20 protein-coding genes are annotated in these 22,346 nt (G+C 65.7%); 12 read left to right on the top strand and 8 right to left on the bottom strand.

From position 1 onward, the window contains the following. Window positions 1–107 precede the first annotated feature (107 nt). On the bottom strand, window positions 108–1,361 hold the full coding sequence (locus AC3WLX_RS26595) for a serine hydrolase domain-containing protein (RefSeq protein ID WP_492338177.1): 1,254 nt from the start codon (window positions 1,359–1,361) through the stop codon (window positions 108–110). Window positions 1,362–1,683: 322 nt separating this feature from the next. After that, the gene (locus tag AC3WLX_RS26590; RefSeq protein WP_492338176.1) at window positions 1,684–2,133 is read right to left on the bottom strand and encodes a GNAT family N-acetyltransferase; all 450 of its coding nucleotides are present in this window, start codon (window positions 2,131–2,133) and stop codon (window positions 1,684–1,686) included. Between the two features lie 162 nt (window positions 2,134–2,295). Here AC3WLX_RS26590 and AC3WLX_RS26585 point away from each other — a divergent pair, with 162 nt between their 5' ends. Then, window positions 2,296–3,516, top strand: a complete 1,221-nt coding sequence (locus AC3WLX_RS26585) for an MFS transporter (protein ID WP_492338175.1) — start codon at window positions 2,296–2,298, stop codon at window positions 3,514–3,516. A gap of 323 nt (window positions 3,517–3,839) precedes the next feature. After that, window positions 3,840–5,804: a methyl-accepting chemotaxis protein gene (locus tag AC3WLX_RS26580; protein WP_492338174.1), complete on the top strand. Its 1,965-nt coding sequence runs from the start codon at window positions 3,840–3,842 to the stop codon at window positions 5,802–5,804. A gap of 68 nt (window positions 5,805–5,872) precedes the next feature. Here AC3WLX_RS26580 and AC3WLX_RS26575 read toward each other — a convergent pair whose 3' ends face one another. Further along, window positions 5,873–8,035 carry a putative bifunctional diguanylate cyclase/phosphodiesterase gene (locus AC3WLX_RS26575; RefSeq protein ID WP_492338173.1) on the bottom strand — a complete coding sequence of 721 codons (2,163 nt, stop codon included), beginning with the start codon at window positions 8,033–8,035 and terminating at the stop codon, window positions 5,873–5,875. Window positions 8,036–8,494: 459 nt separating this feature from the next. Here AC3WLX_RS26575 and mepA point away from each other — a divergent pair, with 459 nt between their 5' ends. The 4 genes from mepA (at window position 8,495) to modC (ending at window position 11,829) form a co-directional block, all read left to right on the top strand. Next, window positions 8,495–9,439 (top strand): penicillin-insensitive murein endopeptidase, encoded by a 945-nt coding sequence (gene mepA, locus AC3WLX_RS26570; RefSeq protein ID WP_492338172.1) that lies wholly within the window; start codon window positions 8,495–8,497, stop codon window positions 9,437–9,439. 231 nt (window positions 9,440–9,670) lie between these two features. After that, complete coding sequence (gene modA, locus AC3WLX_RS26565) at window positions 9,671–10,456, top strand: molybdate ABC transporter substrate-binding protein (RefSeq protein WP_492338171.1); 786 nt, start codon at window positions 9,671–9,673, stop codon at window positions 10,454–10,456. A 12-nt stretch (window positions 10,457–10,468) separates the two neighbouring features. Then, entirely contained in the window at window positions 10,469–11,164 is a 696-nt protein-coding gene (gene modB, locus AC3WLX_RS26560) for a molybdate ABC transporter permease subunit (protein ID WP_492338170.1), read from the top strand. 2 nt (window positions 11,165–11,166) lie between these two features. Continuing rightward, window positions 11,167–11,829, top strand: coding sequence for a molybdenum ABC transporter ATP-binding protein (modC, locus tag AC3WLX_RS26555; RefSeq protein ID WP_492338169.1), 663 nt, complete (start codon window positions 11,167–11,169; stop codon window positions 11,827–11,829). A 46-nt stretch (window positions 11,830–11,875) separates the two neighbouring features. Here modC and AC3WLX_RS26550 read toward each other — a convergent pair whose 3' ends face one another. Further along, a complete protein-coding gene (locus AC3WLX_RS26550) occupies window positions 11,876–13,669 on the bottom strand; it encodes a potassium/proton antiporter (protein WP_492338168.1) in 1,794 nt (597 codons plus the stop codon). Between the two features lie 208 nt (window positions 13,670–13,877). Here AC3WLX_RS26550 and AC3WLX_RS26545 point away from each other — a divergent pair, with 208 nt between their 5' ends. From AC3WLX_RS26545 to AC3WLX_RS26520, 6 genes are all read left to right on the top strand, one after another. Continuing rightward, on the top strand, window positions 13,878–15,194 hold the full coding sequence (locus AC3WLX_RS26545; RefSeq protein ID WP_492338167.1) for a mechanosensitive ion channel family protein: 1,317 nt from the start codon (window positions 13,878–13,880) through the stop codon (window positions 15,192–15,194). 110 nt (window positions 15,195–15,304) lie between these two features. Further along, on the top strand, window positions 15,305–16,129 hold the full coding sequence (gene map, locus AC3WLX_RS26540; RefSeq protein ID WP_291626214.1) for a type I methionyl aminopeptidase: 825 nt from the start codon (window positions 15,305–15,307) through the stop codon (window positions 16,127–16,129). Window positions 16,130–16,290: 161 nt separating this feature from the next. Beyond that, a complete protein-coding gene (locus AC3WLX_RS26535) occupies window positions 16,291–17,250 on the top strand; it encodes an MBL fold metallo-hydrolase (RefSeq protein ID WP_291626216.1) in 960 nt (319 codons plus the stop codon). 122 nt (window positions 17,251–17,372) lie between these two features. After that, window positions 17,373–18,086, top strand: a complete 714-nt coding sequence (radC, locus tag AC3WLX_RS26530; RefSeq protein ID WP_291626218.1) for a RadC family protein — start codon at window positions 17,373–17,375, stop codon at window positions 18,084–18,086. Between the two features lie 54 nt (window positions 18,087–18,140). Continuing rightward, complete coding sequence (locus AC3WLX_RS26525; RefSeq protein ID WP_492338166.1) at window positions 18,141–18,482, top strand: DUF6883 domain-containing protein; 342 nt, start codon at window positions 18,141–18,143, stop codon at window positions 18,480–18,482. A gap of 5 nt (window positions 18,483–18,487) precedes the next feature. Beyond that, entirely contained in the window at window positions 18,488–18,712 is a 225-nt protein-coding gene (locus AC3WLX_RS26520; protein WP_291626220.1) for a DUF4926 domain-containing protein, read from the top strand. A gap of 142 nt (window positions 18,713–18,854) precedes the next feature. On the opposite strand, the gene AC3WLX_RS26515 is transcribed toward AC3WLX_RS26520, so the two are convergent. Genes AC3WLX_RS26515 through AC3WLX_RS26500 form a run of 4 tightly spaced genes read right to left on the bottom strand, consistent with a single transcriptional unit; the run spans window position 18,855 to window position 22,166 of the window. Next, a complete protein-coding gene (locus AC3WLX_RS26515) occupies window positions 18,855–19,547 on the bottom strand; it encodes an AprI/Inh family metalloprotease inhibitor (RefSeq protein ID WP_492338165.1) in 693 nt (230 codons plus the stop codon). After that, the gene (locus AC3WLX_RS26510; protein ID WP_291626224.1) at window positions 19,547–20,536 is read right to left on the bottom strand and encodes a 2-hydroxyacid dehydrogenase; all 990 of its coding nucleotides are present in this window, start codon (window positions 20,534–20,536) and stop codon (window positions 19,547–19,549) included. Before AC3WLX_RS26510 ends, AC3WLX_RS26515 begins: the two co-directional genes overlap by 1 nt. After that, window positions 20,536–21,354 (bottom strand): ABC transporter permease, encoded by an 819-nt coding sequence (locus AC3WLX_RS26505; protein ID WP_492338164.1) that lies wholly within the window; start codon window positions 21,352–21,354, stop codon window positions 20,536–20,538. Before AC3WLX_RS26505 ends, AC3WLX_RS26510 begins: the two co-directional genes overlap by 1 nt. Continuing rightward, complete coding sequence (locus AC3WLX_RS26500; RefSeq protein ID WP_492338163.1) at window positions 21,351–22,166, bottom strand: ABC transporter ATP-binding protein; 816 nt, start codon at window positions 22,164–22,166, stop codon at window positions 21,351–21,353. The genes AC3WLX_RS26505 and AC3WLX_RS26500 overlap by 4 nt, the downstream gene beginning before the upstream one ends. Window positions 22,167–22,346: the final 180 nt, after the last annotated feature.

Below are 22,346 nucleotides of genomic sequence, written 5' to 3'. Positions count from 1 at the left end.
GAGCCGTCCGCTGCACCTTTCGGGATTTGTAGACCAAGGACGATCGAACCCCGTCGGCGCCGACATGGTCATCGCGAATATCTGCGGTTCAAGACACGATCAGGTCGTCACTGCCCGAGCTGTTGAAGCACGGCCGACCACAACGCGAGCGGCTCCCGGAGCGCGCCCGGCTCGGACGGCTTTTTCCGAACGGCCGTGTGCACCATGACGAGCTTGGTGGCTGGATCGACCAGGATGAACTGGCCGCGGATGCCGAGCAGGGCAAATCGGCGCTGCTCGCCCGGGAGGAGCCACACCTGATAGCCGTAGCCGAAATAGGGCGTGGCCACGCGCGGCGCCAGATGGTGATCCTCCGGCCTGACGGTCGTGGCATCCAGCAGCCACTGCCGGGGGATCAACTGCCGCCCCTCCCAGGCGCCGTCATGGGCGAGCAACCGGGCGAGGCGCGCATAGTCGCGCAAGGTGGCGTTGAAGCAGCAGAACGCAATCTCTTGCCCGCTGCCGTCGATCGCCCACGATGCATCCGCCTCGGTGCCGATGGGCTCCCAGATCCGGTCGTGAAGATAGTCGGCGACCGGCGTGCCCGTGGCGGCGCGCAGGACCAGGCCGAGGATCTCGGTCTCGACGCTGGCATAGTGCCATTTCGTCCCCGGCGGTGCGGTCCGGTTGTTGAACTGCGCGACGACCGCCGCGGGGTCTTTCGCCTCCCCGGTGAAGAGGGCCCGCGCGAGCCGGGCGATGTCGTCCTTGCCGTCATAGACTTCCGAGAATTCGACGCCCGACGACATGTTCAGCAAGGCGCGGATGGATGTGTTGCCATATTCCGTTCCTGCAAGGCCGGGCACGTAGGTCGAGACGAGGTCGTCGATCGACTTGATCCGTCCCTGCGAGACCGCGATCCCGACCAGCATGGCCACCAGCGTCTTGGCCATGGACTGCGAGACGAAGCGGTGACGATCGGTCCGCGCATATTGATAGTGCTCGTAGAGGATGGTGTCGTCCCTGGCGATCAGGAGTCCCGTCGCCGGGTTGCGCGCGAGGTAGTCCGCGAGACTCAGCTTTTCGGTACCGAAACTGTACGTGATCGACGGCTCCGGCGCGCGCTTGAACTGCCACGGCGCCGTTGCGCGACGAACCGTGCGCGAGGGGTTGATGTCGTCGAAATGGCTGTAGCTCCCGACGAGCCTGTCGAGCTGAGGAGGCACGCCCCGCTTGCCAACCGGGTAACCCTCGGCCGCGCCGTAGAGTTCGGCATCGGGGCCGCTATCTGAAAAGACCGGCCCCGGCTCGCCGGGAGCGCCTCGTACGTCCTGTGCGCAGGCCAAAGGTGCCCAGAGCGCGGAAGCGAAGATGACGGGCAAGAAAAGCCCGCGGCACCCGCGCGGCCTAAATAGCGCACCCCAGTTCATCGCACTTGCCTCCTCGCACGTTCGTGGGCGCGCGCTTCATGAAAGCAACATCGCAGGCCGGTGACGAGCGGCATGCTATCATTGCCGACTGGCCGTGTCAGCCTCCGGAAGCAACGCGCCTTGCTCTCGCCCCGCAGATAAGCACGTAGGATGGGTTGAGCCCTTGCGAAACCCATCGCTCAAGCGGACGAACGCAGGTTCTCGCCGTTCTTGCCCGCTTTGATTTTGCTTGTGAAGTAAGATGGGTTTCGTTTCGCTCTACCCATCCTACGAGCTAGGGGCGGCGAACCTCGAAGTATGTTTTGCCTCCCCGCTCGAAGCCTGCTCCCTCATAGAAGCGAAGCGTGCTTTCTCGTTTCGAGCCCGTCGCCAATAGAACTTTGTAGCAATCGGCCTGCCAGCCGATTTCCAGGGCACCCGCAAGAACCCGTCGGCCGAGCCCGTGGCGACGGTAGCCGTCGTGAGTGACGACATTCTCGATCACTCCGTACGGCCGGCCCCCTCGCGACAGGTTTGGCACGATCGCGAGTGTGCACGAAGCGACCAGCAGCTCCGCCGTCTGCGCCACGATCACCGTCGTGAAGCCGGATGCGAGCAAGTGCGACCAGACCCGCTCGGCATCAGTCGTCTCCAACGGAGGATCGTGCGGATGCAGTTGCCGGTAGAGGCTCAGCACCTCGGGCAGATCATGTTCAACGGCAGCACGGATGACGGCTTCGGTCATCTACTAGCACCAAGGATCGTGGTTCGCCCTCGATGATATCAAAAACCGGCAATTGTTCTCGCGAGACTCCGTGCAAATGCATCCCTGCTTGCCCTCCGCCGCCCGATGGGCCACCATCCCTCCCGCGCACCGCCAACAAGACCAAGAGCGCCGAGGAAACGCATGAGCAAACCGTCGAGCTTCGACTACGGCTGGGTCGTGGTCGCCGCAGGCGCGCTGATGACCTGTGTCGGGTTCGGCACGATGCTGTCGCTGGCGGTGTTCCTGCAGCCCATCTCGGAGGCGATGGGCTGGTCGCGCGCCGGGGTGTCGGCGGCGGCTACGCTGGATTTCCTCTGCATGGGATTTGCCGCGTTCCTGTGGGGCGCGCTGTCGGACCGCTTCGGCACCCGCATCGTGGTGCTCGCGGGGAGCCTGCTGCTGGGGCTCGGTCTCGTCACCGCGAGCCAGGCCACGCAGCTGTGGCAGTTCCAGCTGTGCTTCGGCGTCCTGATCGGCATCGCCGCCGGCAGCTTCTACGCGCCGATGATGGCGCTCGCGAGCGCATGGATCGAGAAGAACCGCAGCCTTGCGGTGGCATTGGTCTCCGCCGGCATGGGCGTCTCGCCGGTGACGGTGGCGCCCACCGCAAGCTGGCTGATCACGGCTTATGACTGGCGCACCGCGATGCTGGTGATCGGGATCGCCGCCTGGGCGCTTCTGATCCCCGCCTGCTTCCTGGTGCGTCCGGCGCCGGTCGCGACCGGTCCCGCAACGCCGGACACGGCTCCGGGAGGCGACCTCACGGCGGCGCAGGCGCTGCGCACGCCGCAATTCGTCGCGCTCGCCGCGGCGCATTTCGCCTGCTGCGCCGCGCATTCCGGCCCGATCTTCCACATGGTGTCCTATGCGATGGTCTGCGGCATCGCCCCGCTCACGGCGGTGACGGTCTACAGCGTGGCCGGCGTCTCGGGCCTCGGCGGCCGCCTGCTGCTGGGCGCGGCTGCCGATCGAATCGGTGCCAAGCCCGTGCTGGTCGGCGGGCTGCTCTTGCAGGCGATGTGCATCGCGACCTATCTCGCAGTGGCGCAACTCGGCGAGTTCTACGCGCTCTCGGTGGTGTTCGGCCTCGCCTATGGCGGGGTGATGCCGCTGTATGCGGTGCTGGTCCGCGAATTCTTCGGCGCGCGCATCATGGGCACCGTGTTCGGCGCGGTGTCGGCCTTCGCCAGCCTCGGCATGGCGCTCGGGCCCTGGGCCGGCGGGCTGGTGTTCGACAGCTTCCAGCAATACACATGGCTGCACGTCGGTTCGTTCGCGATCGGGCTTGCAGCGGTCGCGGTGGCGCTGAGCTTTCCGACCAAGCGCCGGCCAGCGCTCGATCTCGGCCGCGCCGCGGCCTGACACGATGGATTCGATGGGAGTCGTTTCCTGCCCATTCTCACGAGCTAGCCAGCGCTCCCATCCCAATCTCAGGTTGCGACGTGCCACTTACGAGTCGGATCAAGCCTTGTAATCCGCGACGTGCATTCGACACCTGCAGGAACGACCGCGCGCGTTGCCTTTGCCACCGCGAACCACAGGGCTCCATGCGCCGGTTGCATTGAGTCATGCAAAATCGATGGCAGCATCTCCGTGAAAACACGGAGGCCGTCCGCCCTCATTGTTAAGCAATTTCTGAAAGCATTCCCACAAAAGCAAAATTTGGAAATACCCGGGAATTCTTCATGTTCAAGATCAAGTCGATTGCCGTCCGCCTGATCCTCGCCATCGCACTCACGGTGGCGGTGGCCTGCGCGATCCTCTCCGGCTTCTCGATCACCCAGCAGCGGGCGCTGGCGCGGATGGCGCTCGATCAGCAGCTCAAGCTGCAATATGAGAGCGTGATCGCGGCGATCGACTATGAAGGGCGCTCGGCACTGGCCGTCTCCGCGGTGATCGCGGCGCTGCCGCCGGTCGGCGATGCGATAGCGAAGGGCGACCGGGACAGCTTGGCCGCACTGCTCGGCGAAGCCAACAAATCGCTGAAGGCGCAGGGTATCCCGCTCATCACCTTTCAGGTTCCGCCTGCTGTCGCATTCTACCGGGTGCATGCGCCCAAGGTGTTCGGCGATGACGTCTCGGCGCGCCGCGAGACCGTGGTCGAGGCGATCAAGGGCGGCCGCCAGATCGTCGGCGTCGAGCCGGGGCGCGAGGCGCTCGGCATCTTCGGCATGACACCGATCATGCGAGACGGCAAAAGCTTCGCCAACGTTGATATCGGCGCCGCCTTCGGCAAGGAGTTCGTCGACCGGGCCAAGAAGCGCTTTGGCATCGACCTCGCGGTCTACTCGCTCGACGGCAAGAACCTGAACAAGCTGTCGTCAACGTTTGGCAACACGGTCGTCACCACGCCGGATCAGCTGAAGAACGCAGTCGACGGTTCGGCGGTCCGGCATGAGGCCGAACTCGACGGTCATCCGGTCGAGGTCTATGCCGGACCGATCAAGAACTACGCGGGAGCGCCGGTTGGCGTGCTCGAGATCATCAAGGATACGAGCGAATATGAGGCCGCCTTCGCCACGGCCGAGCGCAACCTGATCCTCGGTACGGCTGCGATCCTTGCCGTCACGATCATGCTGGCGCTGCTGCTCGGGCGCGGCCTGTCGCGGCCGCTCACCGCGATCACCGCGGTCATGAACCGGCTGTCCAGCGGCGACACCAGCGTCACCATTCCCGGAAGCGAACGCAGGGACGAACTCGGCACCATGGCCAAGGCGGTGGACGTTTTCCGCCGCAACATGCTGGAGGCGGACGCTCTGCGCGAAGCACAGGAAGCGGACAGGGTCAGGTCCGAGGTCGAGAAACAGACGCTCCAGCGCCAGATGGCCGACCGCTTCGAGGCCGACGTCAAGGGCGTGGTTGCCGCGGTGGCAAAGGCGACCGAGGGCATGCAGAGCGTTGCCGGCGAGATCACCACCAGCGTCAACGGTACCTCGCAGCGCGCTTCCGCCGCAGCGACAGCCTCCGAGGAAGCCTCGGCCAGCGTCAACGCCGTCGCGGCCGCGACGGAGGAGCTGGCCTCATCCGTCAACGAGATCGGCCGTCAGGTCACCCATTCCAGCGAAGTTGCGAGCGGCGCCGTCCGCAAGGCCGCGGAGACGACCGAGATGGTCACGAGCCTTGCCACCGCCGCCGAGCGCATCGGCGACGTGCTGAAGCTGATCAGCGAAATCGCCAGCCAGACCAACCTGCTCGCGCTCAACGCCACGATCGAGGCCGCCCGCGCGGGCGAAGCCGGCCGCGGCTTTGCCGTGGTCGCCGCCGAAGTGAAGGAGCTGGCGAGCCAGACCGCCAAGGCGACCGACGAGATCGCGAGCCAGGTCACGGCAATCCAGGCCGCGACCGGAAATTGCGTCACCGCAATCTCCGGCATCAGCGACACCATCCGGGAGATCAGCGGCATCGCCAATACGATCGCCTCCGCGGTCGAGGAACAGGGATCGGCAACGCGGGAGATCGCCCAGAGCGTGCAGCAGGCCTCGGCCGGCACCACGGACGTCTCGGCCAATGTCGCCGGCGCCAGCCAGTCCGCCGACCAGTCCCGCGCGCTGGCCGGCGACGTCATGGTTGCAACGGGTGAGCTGGGGCAACATGCCTCGGCGCTGATCCGAAGCGTGGATACGTTTCTGGCCGGACTGCGGGCAGCGTGAAATCTTTCCACGTCTTTCCTTAGGAGCGAGGCGAAAGCGCGCTGCACCCCGGTGCGCGCATTGCGTGCTCACGCCACCAGCGCGGCGTCCTCGTCGCCGTCGATGCCGCGCTGCGCCGCCAGCAGGCTGACGATCTCCGCATTCGGCCGGGCCTTGCTGAACAGAAAGCCCTGGCCCTCATGGCAGCCCTCGGCGCGAAGGCAGCTCAGCTCGGCCTCGGTCTCGACGCCTTCGGCGGTGATGGTCACGCCAAGGCCCTTGCCGAGGCTGACGATGGAACGGATGATCGCCTGGGCCTCGCGATTGGCGGCGAGATCGCGCACGAAGGACTGGTCGATCTTGATCTTGTCGAAGGGAAAGCTGCGCAGATAGCTGAGGCTGGAATAGCCGGTGCCGAAATCGTCCATGGAGATGCGCACCCCGAGCGCGCGCAACGCGTGCAGCGTCGCCAGCACCTGCGCGCTCTTCTCCAGCAGCAGCGTCTCGGTGATCTCGAGCTCGAGCCGGCGCGGCGGCAGGCCGGAATGCTTCAGCGCGTCCGTCACCACCGAGAGCAGATTGCCGCTGCGGAACTGGAGCGGCGACAGGTTGACGGCGACCCGAACGTCGTCGGGCCAGGCCGCGGCATCCAGGCAGGCCCGGCGCAGCATCTGCCCGCCAAGCGGATTGATCAGGCCGGTCTCCTCGGCGACAGGGATGAACTCGGCCGGCGAGACCATGCCGCGCTCGGCATGCGGCCAGCGCACCAGCGCCTCGAAGCCGGTGATGCGGCCGCTCGAGAGGTCGATCAGCGGCTGGTAATAGGGGCGAAGCACGTCGTTCTGGATCGCCTCGCGCAGCTCGACCTCGATCTTGCGCCGGCTTTGCGCCTTGGCGTCGAGCGCAGCCTCGAAAAAGGCGAAGCTGCCGCGGGCATCCAGCTTGGCGCGCGACAGCGCCATGTCGGCGCTCTTGAGCAGCTTCTCGGAATCATCGCCGTCCCCCGGCGCCATCGCGATCCCGATCGAGGCGCCGATCACCACGGAATGGCCGTCGAGCAGATAGGGATCGGCGATGGCCTCGAGCAGCCGCTTTGCCAGCATCACCGCGTCCTCGGGGCGCGCCAGCCCGCTCTGGATGATCGCGAACTCGTCGGAATTGAGTCGCGCCAGCGCGTCCTCCTCGCGCAAGGTGGAGCGCAGCCGCTTGGCGACGCCGCGCAGGAGCTTGTCGCCGACCGCATGCCCCAGCGTGTCGTTGACCGCCTTGAAATTGTCGAGCCCGAGGATCAGCAGCGCGACCTTGTCGGTGCTGCGCCGCGTATGCAGCAGCATCTCGTCCATCTGCTGCCGCAGCAGGCTGCGGTTGGGCAGGCCGGTCAGGGCATCATGCTGGGCCATGAAGGCGAGCCGCGCCTCGGCGCGCTTGCGCTCGGTGATGTCCATCAGCGCGAGCAGAACCGCAGGACGCTCGGCATAGGTCAGTTCGCGGGAATAGATCGCAAGGTCGATCAGCGCGCCGTCCGCCTTGACGTGCTTCCAGGTGCGGCCGGCCTGTTCCTCGCCGTCCGCGTCGGCGATCCAGGGCGGCTCGCTGTCGAAGGCCTGCAAGGAGCGGATCTTCAGCCGCTCGAACTCGGAGCGGCTGTAGCCGTAATGCGCGACCGCGGCGTCATTCACGGCGATGATGTGCTCGTCGTCCAGCGCGCAGACGATCATGGGCACGGGGTTGCCGTCGAACAGGAGGCGGAACGACGCCTCGCGCTGCTTCAATTCGGTGATGTCGACGCGCAGGCCGACGACGCCGCCGTCGTCGGTCAGGCGCTCGTCGATCAGGATGACGCGGCCGTCCGACAGCGTCTGCTCGTGCCGCGCGCCGGGCTGATAGAGCTTTCGCAGCCGCTCGGCGATCCACTCGTCCTCGTGACCGACGGCCTCGGGATAGTCGCCGCGGGCGACGCCGATGCGCAGCGTGTCTTCGAGGCGGGCGCCTTCCTCGAACAGGTCGGCGGTCTTGCTGTAAATCTCGGCGTATTTCTTATTCCAGAGGACGTAGCGACCTTCGGCATCGAGAAACACGATGCCCTGCGGCAGGATATCGATGGCCTGGCGCAGGCGTTCGTGGGATCTGTGCGCGTTGGCGATCGCGGCTTCCGCCTCGGCGCGGCTGCGCAGGACTTCGTCGCGCCCGGAGAGGGCACGCGCGCGCGCGAAGCGCCGCTTGCGCGCTTTCCGGCCGGCGCGGGTAAGCACGCCATGCTTTCGCTTTTTTGCTTTTCGAGACTCCAAACTCAACTTCACTCGTCCCAGTCGCGCTTGCGGCCGCCAGCTTTGGGGCAAGTGTCTGAAAAAAAAGTAATCTTGCCCGGGGCGTTTCGCGCGAGGCGCAGCCTGCTTGCCTGTTTGCGCGCCGCGGCTCATGGCGGCGGGCGTGCTCGGACCGGGTCCGGCGCCGCAATCAGCGATCGATCCGGCGCAAAATTGCGCGCGCGATTGAATCAGTTCCCGAATCGCGCGCGATTGCATGCGAGCCGCGAATACTCCTGCCTCGCGCGCACGAATTTTGGTCAATGCAGGATACGGTTATTGCACTCTTAAGAAACGGCCGGCCGAGACACGATTCGGCATGACGGTGAGCCGGCGGCGGCTTCGAAGCCCCGTTCTTGACCCAGATGCGGCGCTGGGCTCCATCTTGGGCTATAAGGGCGTCGCATGAGTCGCCGCGGCATCACCATCCTCCTGCTTTTGCTCGCCTTCCTGACCGCCGGCAACGCGCTGGCGCAGGACAAGGGCAGCGTGACCCCGAAGCCGCTGCCGCCGCTGGCCAATCCGAACGACCCCGACGTGGCCGCCAAGGAGCTGTTCGCGCGAAAGCTGCTGCCGTCGAAGGGACCCGCCCACGTGATCGGCTCCTACACGAGGGGCTGCATCGGCGGCGCGGAGCAAATTCCGGTCAACGGCGCGCATTGGCAGGTGATGCGGCTGTCGCGCAACCGCAGCTACGGTCACCCCGACATGATCGCGCTGATCAAGCGGCTCGCCGCGAAGGCGCACAAGGACGCAGGCTGGCCCGGCATCCTCGTTGGCGACATCGCCCAGCCGCGCGGCGGGCCGGCGCTGTCGGGCCATGCCAGCCACCAGATTGGCCTCGACGCCGACATCTGGCTGACGCCGATGCCGGACCGCCGGCTTTCGCGCGAGGAGCGCGAGGAGATGTCGGCGGTGATGATGGTGCGGCCGGACCGGCTCGACGTCGATCCGAAGGTGTTCACGCCTGGCCATGTCCTGGTGCTGCGCGATGCGGCGCGGGAGCCGGCGGTGCAGCGCATCTTCGTCAACGCCGCGATCAAGAAGGCGCTGTGCCGCGAGGCCAAGGGCGACCGCGCCTGGCTGTCGAAGATCCGCCCCTGGTGGGGCCACGACTACCACTTCCACATCCGCATGCGCTGCCCGGCGGGCGCCGCCGAATGCGAGAGCCAGCCCTCGCAGCCCGAGGACGAAGGCTGCAAGCCCGCCGATCTCGCCTATTGGTTCTCGGACGCGGTGCTGCACCCCAAGCCGCCGCCGGAGCCGCCCAAGCCCAAGCCGCCGATGACGCTGGCGCAGATGCCGCTGGCCTGCAAGGCGGTGCTGAACGCAGGCGACGCGAAGCCGTAAGGGCAAGCTATCGCCTCGCCCACCGCCGTCGTCCCGGTGCGTGAAGCGAGCCCGGGATGACGCATCTGGTTTGACCTTCCGAACGGGCCTGCTATCTTCGCAGTTGCGATATCCCACGCTGGCCGTAAGCCACCGTGGCGCCGTGGAACAGCGCGTCCGCTCGTCGCATCAAACCGTCAACGCCAGATTTGCGCGTGCATAGTCCGCGCAAGCTCGCACGGAGCGCTATTTATGATTCGTATTGCAGGACTTCTCACCGCCTTCGTCATCCTGGCCGGCGCGAGCTTCTCGCCTGCGAGCGCTCAGGACAAGACCATCACCGTGTTCGCCGCCGCCTCGATGAAGAACGCGCTCGACGAGATCGACGCCGCCTACACCGCCAGGACCGGCGTCAAGTTCAGCGTCAGCTATGCCGCAAGCTCGGTGCTGGCCAAGCAGATCGAGCAAGGTGCGCCGGCCGACGTGTTCGTCTCCGCCGACACCGACTGGATGGACTATGCGATCTCGAAGAAGACCATCAACGAGGCTTCCAGGGTCAATCTGCTCGGCAACAGCATTGTGCTGATCGCGCCGAAGGATTCCAGGGTCGACAGCGTGACGATCGCGCAAGGTTTCGATCTCGCCACACTCGCCGGCGACGGCAGGATCGCGACCGGCGACGTCAAGTCGGTGCCCGCAGGCAAATACGCCAAGGCGGCGCTGGAAAGGCTCGGAGCCTGGCAGGCCGCCGAGCCGAAATTCGCCATGGCCGAGAGCGTGCGCGCGGCGCTGACGCTGGTGGCACGCGGCGAGGCGGCCCTCGGCATCGTCTACGCGACCGACGCCAAGGTCGAGCCCGGCGTGAAGATCGTAGGCACCTTCCCGGCGGACTCGCATCCCGCCATCGTCTATCCGGTCGCCGCGACCGCGACGGCCAAGCCGGAGACGAACGACTATCTCGCCTTCCTGCGCTCGACGGCGGCCAAGGCCATCCTGGAAAAATACGGCTTCAAGTTCCTGGTCAGCCCCACCACCTGATATCCTCGACTGATGCTCGACATCTCCCCCGCCGAATGGACGGCGATCCTGCTTTCGCTCAGGGTCGCCGTCATCGCAACGCTGGTGGCAACGCCGTTCGGCATTGCGCTGGCCTGGCTGCTCGCGCGCCATGACTTCTGGGGCAAGTCGTTGCTCGACGCCGTGGTGCATCTGCCGCTGGTGCTGCCGCCGGTCGTCACCGGCTATCTCCTGCTTCTGACCTTCGGCCGCAAGGGCCTCGTCGGCGGATTTCTCGCCGATCATCTCGGCATCGTCTTCTCGTTCCGCTGGACCGGTGCTGCGCTCGCCTGCGGCGTGATGGCGTTTCCGCTGCTGGTGCGGCCGATGCGGCTGTCGATCGAGGCGATCGACCGCCGCCTCGAGCAGGCGGCCGAGACGCTGGGCGCCGCGCCGTGGAAAGTATTCTTCACGGTGACACTCCCGCTGGCGCTGCCCGGCGTGCTCGCCGGCATGGTGCTGGGCTTTGCCAAGGCCATCGGCGAGTTCGGCGCCACCATCACCTTCGTCTCCAACATTCCCGGCGAGACCCAGACGATTTCCTCGGCGATCTACTCGCTGATCCAGACGCCGGACGGCGACGCCGCTGCGGGACGGCTGGTGATCGTCTCGATCATGCTGGCGCTGGGCGCGCTGATCGCGGCAGAATGGTTCGCCCGGCGCGCCACCGCGCGGCTGCACGGGAATTGACCATGCTGCGCGTCGACATCGAAAAGCAGCTCGGCGAATTCTCCCTGCAGGCATCCTTCGCCAGCGAAGGCCGTGCCATCGGCCTGTTCGGCGCCTCGGGCGCCGGCAAGACGTCACTGGTCAACATGATCGCAGGGCTGCTGCGGCCCGACCGCGGAACCATCGTGATCGACGGCGAAACCGTCGAGGACACCGCCGCCGGCATTCATGTGCCGACCTATCGCCGCCGCATCGGCTATGTGTTCCAAGACGCGCGGCTGTTTCCGCATTTCAGCGTCGCGCAGAATCTCGACTATGGACGGCGGATGAACGGCCTTGCGCCGGATCCCGCGCAACACAAGCGGGTCGTGGACCTGCTCGACATCGGCGCGCTCAGGGATCGCCGTCCCGGAAAGCTCTCCGGCGGCGAACGCCAGCGCGTCGCGCTCGGCCGCGCGCTGCTGTCGAAGCCGCGCCTGCTGTTGCTCGACGAGCCGCTCGGCGCGCTGGACGAGGGCCGCAAGCTCGAGATCCTGCCCTATCTGGTGCGGCTGCGCGACGAGGCCAACGTTCCGATGGTCTATGTCAGCCACGACGTCGCCGAGCTGCGCCAGCTCGCCACCCAGATCGTGATGCTGAAGCAGGGCCGGGTGACGAGTTTCGGCGGGGTGAAGGTGCTGGCGTAGAGCGCATGGCTGCGGCGGATTTCGTGCCCCGGACGCGAGCGGGTCGCTAGACCCCCGCCACCGACGCCCACACATCCGCGAGCTTCCTGCGCAGCGCCTGCGTGCGCGTCAGCTGTGGCGGGGTCTCGTCCTCCTCGGGCAGGCGCAGGCCGACGAGGTTGACACGGCCGCCGGAGATGCTGCGTACCACCAGCACGATCTCGTCCAGCGGCAGCTCGGCGCCCTCTTTCGGGGCGTGGTCGAGATGGACGTCGAAATAATCGGCCAGGGTCAGCTTGCTCGTTTCCTCGCTCACCGCCACGCCGTAGATCGCGGTGAGCTCGGCCAGCGTGTGCTCTCCGGAGACCACGAAGTCGCCGAGCAGATGCGGATCGGGCGCAGAGCTCGGCTGCATGTCGACGAAGAAGCGGTCGAGCGCCTCGGCCTTCTCAGGCGGCGCCAGCAGGTAGATGTAGTCGCCGGGCGCGACAGGATCGGCCTCCGTCGGCGTCAGGATGTGCTCGTTGCGGATGACCAGCGTCGGCTTGGACCAGGACGGGATCAGGCCGCGGCGGAAATACAGGCTCTTGGGCCGCACCGGATAGCCGACCAGCTGCTGCTCGAGCTGGCCGGGCAGATCCAATTCGACGCGGCGCGGGCCACGCTCGGCGCGCGGCAGCGCCACGTGCAGCTTGCGCGCGGCGAAGGCCAGGGTCCAGCCCTGCAGAAGCAACGAGATGATGACGACGACGAAGGCGACGTCGAAATAGAGATAGGCCTTGGACAGGCCGACCAGCATCGGGATCGAGGCGAGGAAGATCGCGACCGCGCCGCGCAGGCCGGTCCAGGCGATGAAGATTCGCTCGCGCCAGTTGAAGCGGAATGGCCAAAGGCACACGAACACCGCGATCGGCCGCGCCACCAGCATCAGGACGAACGCGACGGCGACGGCCGGCACGATGCTGTCACCCAACCGGCTCGGCGAGACCAGAAGGCCGAGCAGAACGAACATCACGATCTGTGCCAGCCAGGTCGCCGCGTCGAGGAACGTCACCACCGAATTATGCGCACGCGTCGGCCGGTTGCCGATGATGATGCCGGCGAGATAGACCGAGAGGAAGCCGGAGGCGTGCATGATCTGCGAGCCACCGAAGATCACGAGGGCAGCTGTGGCCACGAACGGGGCATGCAGGCCCTGCGGCAGCGCCACCTTGTTGAGGGCGACCACGACCAGGCGCCCGCCGATGACACCGACGATGGCGCCCAGAACCGCCTCCTGAATGAACTCCACCAGCACATGGCCGGGCGAGCTCGAGCCGATCGAGATGTATTCCACCAGCATGAGCGTCAGGAAGATCGCGAACGGGTCGTTGGTGCCGGATTCGGCCTCCAGCGTCGCGCCGACGCGCGGGCGCAGGCGCAGGCCCTGGGTGTGCACCAGCAGGAACACCGCGGCCGCATCGGTCGAGGCCACCACGGCGCCGACCAGCAGCGATTCCGACCAGTTGAGATCGAGCGCGTATTTCGCGAACGGCGCAGTGACGAGGGCGGTCAGCAGCACGCCGACGGTCGCGAGCATCACGGACGGGGCGAGCACAGTACGGATGCTGGCAAAGCGCGTCCGCAGGCCGCCGTCGAACAAAATCAGGGCGAGCGCGACGGAGCCGACCAGATAGGTGGTGCGGACGTCGTCGAACTGGAGCTGGCCAGGGCCGGAATCGCCGGCGAGCATGCCGATCGCAAGAAAGACGAGCAGCAAGGGCGCGCCGAAGCGCAACGCGAGCAGGCTCGAGAGGATGCCGGCCATGACGAGGACGGCGCCGAGCAGTATGGCGATGCTGACGGAGTCGAGGGAAGCCATCCACCTTCCAGGTAAAAATCGCTGGGATTGCATCCTTATCGTCGGCGGACTCGTGCGCCAACCCATTTTCCGTGGTTCGCTGCGATCTGCCCTCGTTTTGAGGCCTTAACGCGCTTCACTTCACGGTGTATCGGTGGCCCGGCCGCGCCCGTTGTGGGATTGTCCGGCGCCCTCGAATCAATTCTTCCTCCGCCCGCCGACGAGACCGATGGACATGGACCTCAAAGACTTCATGGAGTTCGTGCAGACCACCGCACGCAGCGTCGGAGCGGAGATCTCCTCTCCGTGGTTCTACCTGCAATTCGGTCTCATCCTGGCCGCGGCCGGCATCGCCTATGCCGCGGAGGCCGCGATCCGCAGCCGTGTCGACATGACGTCACTGGCGATGCGCTTGCCGCTGCCGCTCCGGCACTTCATCCGGGTGATGGTCGCCAGCGCCTCGACGGCGGTGTTCACGCTACTCGTGATCGTCTCGCGCGTGGTGATGTATCACGCGACCTGGCCGAGCCGCTCCTATCTGCTGATGGTCGCCGCCAAGCTCGGCTTCGCCTGGCTGGCGATCCGGCTCGTGACCTCGGTGCTGCGCAACGCCTTCATCGTCAAGCTGGTGTCGATCACGGCCTGGTTCATCGCTGCGCTCTCCATCGTCGGCCAGCTCGACGCGACGGTCGACCTGTTGGATTCCTTCGCGATCGTGCTCGGCGGCCTCAGGCTGACCCCGCTGCTGGCGCTCAAGGCCGGCGCGCTGCTGCTGATCGCACTCTGGCTCACCAACATCGCCAGCAATTTCGCCGAGAGCCGCATCAATTCGACCACCGACCTCACGCCGTCGGTGCAGGTGCTGCTGGTCAAGATCATCCGCATCGGGCTGCTCACGGTTGCGGTCGTGATCGCGCTCGGCGCCGTCGGGATCGACCTGTCCGCACTCGCGGTATTCTCCGGCGCGGTCGGCGTCGGCATCGGTATCGGCCTGCAGAAGATCGTCGCCAATTTCATCTCGGGCATCATCCTGCTCGCCGACAAATCGGTGAAACCCGGCGACCTCGTCACGATCGGAGACAACACCGGCCGGATCAGCGCGATGAAGACGCGTTATATTTCCGTCGCTGCCGGCGACGGGCGCGAATTCCTGGTCCCGAACGAGGATCTGGTGACGCAGAAGGTCGTGAACTGGACCTATACCGACAAGAACACGCTGGTGAAGATCGCCTTCGGCACCAATTACGATGCCGATCCCCGCCTGGTCTGCACGCTCGCTGCCGAGACCGCCGCCGCCCATCCCCGCGCCCAGAAGGGCAAGCCGCCGACCTGCATCCTGACGGAGTTCGCGGAAGCCGGGATGAAGTTCTCGCTGACCTTCTGGATCGCCGACCCCGACGGCATGGACAAGGTCAAGAGCGACGTGATGCTGGAGCTCTGGGACGCCTTCAAGCGCGAGGGCATCCGGGTTCCCTATCCCGTCCGCGAAATCCGCATCCGAGGCGGCGCCCTGCCGGTGGAAACCACCGTAGAAGTCCCGAATTAGGACGCTTTCGGGCCAGGGGCGGTCGGCTCGGCTTGCATGAAGGCCGCCAATCATTAAATTGGGGCCTGAAATCAAGCCTTCCCACCGACATCGAGGACGACCGCATCCGCATGAGCTACGTCGAAGCCACCGAGACCTCCCTGCGCAAGACCGGACAGATCAAGCTGCATGGGCCGAGCGCCTTTGCGGGCATGCGCAAGGCGGGTGCGCTGGTGGCGAAATGCCTCGACGAGCTCACCGACATCGTCGGGCCGGGCGTGCCGACCTCCAGAATCGACGAATTCGTCCGCGACTTCGCCTTCAGCCACGGCGCCTATCCGGCGACTCTGATGTATCGCGGCTACCGCTACTCGACCTGCACCTCGCTCAACCACGTGGTCTGCCACGGCATGCCCGGCGACCGGCCGCTGAAGGAAGGCGACATCGTCAACATCGACGTCACCTTCATCGTCGACGGCTGGTATGGCGATTCCAGCCGGATGTATGCGATCGGCCCGATTGCGCGCAAGGCCGAGCGCCTGATCGAGGTCACTTATGAAGCGATGATGCGCGGCATCGCCGCGGTGAAGCCCGGCGCCACCACCGGCGACATCGGCCATGCCATCCAGAGCTTCGTCGAGCCGCAGGGCATGAGCGTGGTGCGCGATTTCTGCGGCCACGGTTTGGGGCGCATGTTCCACGACGAGCCGAACATCATCCATGTCGGCCGGCCCGGCGAGGGCGTCCAGCTCAAGCCCGGCATGTTCTTCACCATCGAGCCGATGATCAATCTCGGCAAGCCGCATGTGAAGATTCTCTCCGACGGCTGGACCGCGGTCACCCGCGACCGCTCGCTGTCGGCGCAGTTCGAGCATTCGGTCGGCGTGACGGCGACGGGCGTCGAGATTTTCACGCTGTCGGAACGGCACGGCGAAAAGCAGATCGCTGCAGCGTAAGCACAACCCTTGTTGCAAATCGCTCTCAAGACAACGGCCTGCCTGCGTCATCTTGCCGTTCCCCGCGTGACAATCGCCAGGGAATAGGCGAGGCATCCCGGTGTCGAACCTTCGCGGGCTTCAACAGCCTTCCGAGGATTCACCTCAAAGGGAGCACCACTATGTTCGAGGTTTCACGTCGCGATCTGGTCCTCGGGAGCACGGGGGCAGCGCTGGTCTTCGGCCTCAAGGGGCCCGTGTCCTTCATCGATGCCGCCTCTGCGCAGCGCGCCGGCGAGAGCCTCTCGTACAAGGTCGGTGACATCGAGGTCTTCAGCCTGCACGAGGGCTCGATCGAGCGGACGGTTACCGAGGGCATCGTCAAGAATGCCGGGCTCGACGACGTCAAGAAGGCGCTGACCGCAGCCGGCATCGGACCCGACAAGATCGACAACCCCTTCACGGTCACTGCGATCCGGACCGGCGGCAAGGTCGTTCTGTTCGACACCGGCTTCGGCGGCAACGGTCCCGCCAGCGTCGGCAAGCTCGCCAGCAACATGAAGGCGGCCGGTCTCGATCCGGCGACGGTGTCGACGGTGGTGATCTCGCATTTCCATCCCGATCACATTTCGGGCCTGTGGGTGAAGGAAACCAACGAGCAGGTGTTTCCGAACGCGGAAATCATGATGCCCGAAGTGGAGTACAAGTTCTGGACCGATGCGGCCCTGGTTGAAAAGGTGCCCGAAGCCAACCGCCCCCACGTCAAGCGGATTCAGGCGACCTTCCCGACGTGGAAGAACATCAAGCAGTATGGCGACGGCGCCGATCTCGTGCCCGGCGTCAAGGCCATCGCCACGCCGGGTCACACGATCGGCCACATGTCCTTCCTGGTGGCCTCCGGCGGGCAGCAGCTCTTCATCCAGAGCGACGTCACCGGCATCCACCAGCTGTTCGTCAGGAATCCCGGCTGGTTCTCCGGCTTCGACAGCGACGGACCGAAGGCGGAAGCCACGCGGCGCGCCTTCTTCGACCGTGTGATCGCGGAAAAGGGCATGATCGCCGGCTATCATTTCGGCTTCCCGAACGTCGGCACGCTGGCCAAGGACGGCAACGGCTACGCCTTCGCCGCCGTCAAGGCCTGATCGCGCCCAACGCCGTGATACGAAGGCGCCGTGTTCGCGCGGCGCTTTTTCTTTAGCTCTGCCGGGTCGTCGCCCGACACTTCAGAGTTGCAAAAACCGCCGGGCGCGGCATGCTTGTGCCGATGCCCCGCAAGACCGACCAGCCAGACAATCCAGCCGCCGACACGCCGCACTATCACGGCCATCGCGAGCGGCTGCGCGAGCGCTTCTACAGCGCGGGCGCGGATGCGCTGAGCGACTACGAGCTGCTCGAGATGGCACTGTTTCCGGCGCTGCCGCGGCGAGACACCAAGCCGCTGGCGAAGACGCTGATCAAGATTTTCGGCTCCTTCGCCGAAGTGGTGCATGCGCCGGTGGCGCGCCTGCGCGAGGTCGACGGTGTCGGAGAGGCTGCGATCAACCAGCTCAAGCTGATCGCAGCTTGCGCGCATCGCGTCGCCAAGGGCGGGGTCAACAGCCGCAACGCGCTATCGTCCTGGAACGAGGTGATCGACTATTGCCGTACCAGCATGGCGTTTGCCGAGAAGGAGCAATTCCGCCTGCTGTTCCTGGACAAGCGCAACCAGCTGATCGCCGACGAGGTGCAGCAGACCGGCACGGTCGACCACACCCCGGTCTATCCGCGCGAGGTGATCAAGCGCGCGCTGGAATTGTCGGCGACCGCGCTGATCCTCGTCCATAATCACCCCTCCGGCGATCCCTCGCCCTCGCAGGCCGACATCCAGATGACCAAGGCGATCATCGATATTGCCAAGCCGCTGGGGATCGCCGTTCACGACCATATCATCGTCGGCAAGAACGGGCATGCGAGTCTGCGCGGGATGCGGTTGATATAGGCGCGAGATAAACGCCCGTCATGGGATACACCGGACACGTTTGAGAATCAGGACATGCCACGCCTCCCTGATTTTGACCGTGTTGTCGTCCCGGAGGCGAAGATCGTGAGGTATTTGTTAAACGCAAACCACCCCGGCGGCCGCGCAAAGGCTCGTTTCCTCGAAGGGTTCGGTTTCAGTGTCCAGAACTGGCCTCTCTTGCGCGATGCCATCGTCGCGCACGCCAGGGCAAACGACATCACCAAGTCACATCGATCGCTGTTTGGAACTAAATACGAGATCGACGGCCCGTTGGAGACCCCGCAGGGTCGTACTCCGATCGTCCGTGTGGTATGGTTCGTGGAGCCTCAGGAAAACGTCCCACGCTTGGTGACCTTGGTCCCGAGGAGGATTTAGTATCAATGATCAATGAATTGGACCTTGTCGTATTGAAGCGAGATGTGCCTTCGGAACGGCTAACCGCCGGTGACGTGGGCACCGTCGTGCTGGTGCATCAAGAAGGCGAAGCCTTCGAGGTGGAGTTTACGACGCTGTCGGGGGATACGGTTGCCGTTGTCACTCTCGACGCGTCCGACGTGCGACCGGTCGAGGCGCGCGAGATCGTCCACGCGCGCGCAGTCAACTGATGCAACTTGACGCCAACGTGTATCCGATCGATCCGCAACAATATCGCTGAACGACTGCCGGTTCCCTCTCGGATCGAGCCCGCGCATGTCCGCTAACAGCCCCCTACCGCTCCGGTTGCCGGGACGGTACCGGACCCCTCACCTACTGCCGCAGCATGATCAACGGATCGGCGGTGTCGGGGACGCGGCGCCATTGGGCGTGGTCGTCGGCCTCGAACTGCCAGGCTTCGCCTGATTTCGACATCAGGATGATCTGGCCGCGCTCGAGGCGCCATTGCGTCGGGTTGAACTGCGCGACGGCCGCGTCGCATCGCGGCTTGAGGAAGACTTGGAAATTGTCAGCGTCGGCCTCGGTGTTGGTCAGCGTCAGCCCGCACACCGGCTGGCCGTTGCCCCGCACCATCGACCAGTCGCCGATCATCTGGTCCATCGACTTCGCCATCGAGCGGGCGGCGGCGAGGTCCTGCAGGATGTAGACCCCCTCGCCCTGGCGCAGGCCCTCGAAGATACCGGTCTCGACCTCGGTGAAGTCGATCACGGCTTCACCGGCCGCATCCTGCAGGCGGACGATGTCGAGGCCCCTGACATTCCAGGCCACGATGTCCCTGGTGAAGGGCAGCGCGGTCTTGCAGGCCGGCTCCAGCTCCAGCTTAAAACCCTGGCCAGCGGCGTCCGCCTTCAGCGTGACGACGCAGGTCTTGCTGCGCTCGGTGGTCGACAGCTCCCATTGTCCGGGCATTTGCTTCTTCAGGCTCGTCGCATCCTGCGCGTGCGCGGCGCCGATTGCGGCCAAAGAGGCCGCGACGGCGAATGCGAAGGCCCGAAGGGCGGTCATCAGCGTCCCTTGACCGGCGTTTCCGCGACCGGGGTCAGCGGCGCCTTGCCGGCGAACCATGCCTTGAGATTATCGACCACGAGCTGGTCCATGGCGTTGCGCGTCACCACCGAGGCCGAGCCGATATGCGGCAGCAGCACGACGTTCTGCATGGTCTTGAGCTCGTCAGGCACGTTCGGCTCGGCCGCGAACACGTCGAGACCGGCGGCGAGAATGGTGCCCGACTTCAGCGCCTGGACCAGCGCGGGCTCATCCACCACCGAGCCGCGCGCGACGTTGACGAGAACTCCGCGCGGACCGAGCGCCTTCAGCACCTCTTCATTGATCATCTTGTTCGTAGCGGCGCCGCCGGGCACGATCACCATCAGCGTGTCCACCGCCTTCGCCATCTCGATCAGATCGGGATAGTGCTTGTAGGAGACGTCCTTGGACGGATTGCGCGAGTGATAGACGACAGGCACCAGCGAGGCATCGAGCCGGCGCGCGATGGCCTGGCCGATCCGGCCCATGCCGACGATGCCGACCTTGCGGTCGCGCAGCGAGCCGACGCTGAGTGGATAGTTCTGGGTCTGCCACAGCCCGGAGCGGACGTAGCGGTCGGCCTTGATGAATTCGCGCAAGGTGGCGATCAAGAGGCCCATGGCGACGTCGGCGACCTCCTCGGTCAGCACGTCCGGCGTGTTGGTGACGACGATGCCGTGCTCGGCCGCGTATTTGGCATCGATGTGGTCGTAGCCGACGCCGAAGCTCGCCACCATCTCGATCTTGGGCAGCTGCGACAGCGAATCCTTGTCCGCACGGACCGTGTGATAGGTCACCGCGACGCCGCGGATCTTGTCGCGGATGGCCGGCGTCAGCCGTTCGAGATCGCCGCGCGTCTCGGCCTTGTGCACGACGAAATGATCGGAAAACCCGTTCTCGAGGATCGGCCTCACCGGCCCATAGATCAGGAGGTCGATCTTCTCGGACGAAATCGAACCGGCAGCCATCAATTGTCCTTTCCAAGCGCGCTTTCGTGCCAGCGCCGTAAAACGAGGTGGGAAACTAGCGCCAGCACCCCATAGATGACAATCCCGGCCAGCGACAACAACAGCAGCGCCGCGAACATGCGGGGTATGTTCAAGCGGTAGCCTGATTCCGCGATTCTGTAGGCGAGCCCGGAGCCGGCGCCGGCTGTTCCCGCCGCGATCTCGGCCACGACGGCACCGATCAGCGACAGCCCACCGGCAATGCGCAGGCCGCCGAGGATGTAGGGCAACGCCGCGGGCAGCTTGAGAAAGCGCAGCGTCTGTTGCGGCGAAGCGCCATAGAGCTGGAACAGGCCGGCGAGATTGCGATCGACCGAATTGAGCCCGAGCGTGGTGTTCGACAGCACCGGGAAGAAGGCAACGATGAAGGCGCAGACCACGACCGCGGTCTGCTGCTCCAGATAGATCAGAAGCAGCGGCGCGATCGCGATGACCGGCGTCACCTGAAGCACGACCGCATAGGGGAACAGCGAATATTCCACCCATTTCGACTGGTTGAACAACAGCGCCAACGCGATGCCGCCGATGCTGGCAGCGGCAAAGCCTTCGAGCGTTGTGAGAAGCGTGGTAGCGAGCGATTGCGACAGCACCGCCCAGTCCTTGATCAGCGTCAGGACGATCACGGACGGCGCCGGCAGCACATAGGGCGGGATGTCCCTGAGGCGAACCAGGAGTTCCCAGGCGATGAGACCGGCCGCGAACACCATGACGGGCAGCACGAAACGCATCGCGCGTTGCGCGCCGGACCGTCTCGTGACCACAGGGGCTTGCGCGTTCATAGCGTCGACTGCCCCGAATAGGACGGCGCCAGCGCGGCCGAGACCCGCCGGCAATAATCGGAATAGTCCGTGGAGGTGCGAAACTCCTCCCCGCGCGGCTCGACCGTCTCGATGCGGATATCGGCCTGGGTGCGGCCGGGCCGCCCCGTCATGACGACGACCCGCTGCGACAGATAGACGGATTCGAACACCGAATGGGTGACGAAGATGACGGTCTTGCGCAAGGACCGCCACAGCGCGAGCAGATCGTTGTTGAGGCGGAAGCGGGTGATCTCGTCGAGCGCGGCGAACGGCTCGTCCATCAAGAGGATATCCGGATCGGTGACGAGCGCGCGGGCCAGCGACACCCGCATCTTCATGCCGCCGGACAGCTCGCGCGGATAGGCATCGGCAAACTCGGCGAGTCCGACCCTTGCGAGCGCCGCGTCGGCGCGGCTGCGCCCTTCGGCCTTTGCGATGCCGCCGAGTTTCAGCGGCAGCCGCACGTTCTCGCGGATATTGACCCAAGGCATCAGCGTCGGCTCCTGGAACACGAAGCCGATGCCGTGCCCCGGCTGCATTTCGGCCTGGTGCCGCGCCACCCGCACCGTGCCCGAAGTCGGCGCGCTGAGCTCTGCGATCAGCCGCAGCACCGTCGACTTGCCGCAGCCGGAAGGTCCCAGCAGCGAAATGAATTCGCCCTTGCGGACAGCGAGGTCGAACGGGCCGAGCGCCATGACGCCGTTGTCGTAAGTTTTCGTCACGCCGCGCAGGCTGACGGCGAGACGCGTCAGGCCGGTGTCGGCGGCGGATGACGTTGAGTGCTCGATCATCGCTGGCTGGGTGTTGCGGGCCTCGGTCGGGCCGCGCTCTTCACCTCTCCCCGACGGGGAGAGGTCGGCGCGTAGCGCCGGGTGAGGGGCCGCGGGTCCGACGAGAGAGCGTAACCCCTCACCCGCATCGCATCTGGCGATGCGATGCGACCTCTCCCTTCGGGAGAGGTGGGCACCAGC

This window comes from Bradyrhizobium sp. FW305-F6, from assembly GCF_058782905.1.
Note: the sequence above shows the minus strand (reverse complement) of the source record. Positions and strands in the feature narration are given on the sequence as shown.